We start from the raw sequence: 1,275 nt of genomic DNA, 5'->3' as shown, positions 1-1,275 counted from the left end.
CTCATACCCCCTTACCCCCACCAGATACTCAGCAATCCTGCACAAACTCGCAAACGCCTCTTCCTCCCACCCTTCCCCAAACTCCCCGCCAAGAAGCCCAAGAGAAATCTCCCGGGAAAACCGAACCGGAAACTCCGCATACATCAACCTCCAGCACCCAACAATCATCTCTTTTCGCTCACACAAAAACGACCCCACAGGAATCTTATCTGACTTTCGCAGATTCACCCCCGCATCACTTGGAACAAGATTCCAGAGATCATTACAATGCCAGAGCGAAAACGGCAGCAAATGATCAACCGCAAGAGAACAAAGTGACAGCTGCCTCCCTGACCACACACAACAAAGATCCCCGGTCAAAACAAAATCCCGGAAGAAAACCCTCGCAGCATCCACATTCCTCTCCGACACCACAGCCATCGAAAACCGCTCCATCAACTCCCCCTCAGAAACCCCCGCATCATGATTCAAACGCTCTAAAAAATCAACCCACTTCGCAGACACACAACCATCACCCAAAATAAACCCACCCAAATCCCGAAACACCCCATACAACTCCGAAGAAATCGAAAAACTCCCGCACCTCTCAATCAACAGACGCAGATCAATCTGATCCGCCTTCCGTACAGGAATTGACGACTCAACCAAACGAAAAACCGAATACTCCCGCTTACTTTGCGAATAACCCAGATGCCGCATCGGTTTATCAACAATCGTACTCCGAATCTTATTCACCAGAGACGCAACCACCCCCTTCATCTCTGTAGGAACAGACCCGCAGATCAGATCATCATAAAAAACCGACAGACCCCCATGCATCGCATAATACCCTGCCACCTTCTCAAAAGGTTCGCGGAAAGCCAGCTTCGGACGCTCTTCACTCTCCCCCTTTTTCAGAATAATAAACCTTCCCGGAAGGAAAAATGGATAATAATACATCAGCCACTTCATCACCAGAATACCCACCGGAAAAACAACCCGCCCCTCATGATCTCCGGACCCGGATCTGGCAAACTGTGGATACTCCTGACAACACTCAATCACCGAATGCAGAAGAGAATACTTGTACGGAGTATCCGCGGCGTCCCGCTCAATAATTGAATTAATGCTGCCAAAAGTGTCTGATGTCACGTATGGGTAATGTTGATCTATCAAATGATAAACATATTGGAAACGCAGCGAAACTGATTATGCAGCATGATCAAAACAACATTTTATCAGCTCCAAAAAGAATAATCAGCCAAAAATAACCTGATATCACCCCCCTCCCCCCCC

At 48.1% G+C, this 1,275-nt stretch carries 1 protein-coding gene; it reads right to left on the bottom strand.

Translation table 11 applies throughout. The features are described 5' to 3' along the window. The coding region (locus McpCs1_RS09300; RefSeq protein WP_338096976.1) for an HNH endonuclease domain-containing protein at positions 1-1,131 on the bottom strand (1,131 nt) is incomplete at its 3' end. Positions 1,132-1,275: the final 144 nt, after the last annotated feature.

Source organism: Methanorbis rubei (assembly GCF_032714495.1).
In the GTDB taxonomy this organism is placed as follows: domain Archaea; phylum Halobacteriota; class Methanomicrobia; order Methanomicrobiales; family Methanocorpusculaceae; genus Methanocorpusculum; species Methanocorpusculum rubei.
This window is presented reverse-complemented; position numbering and strand designations above follow the sequence as displayed.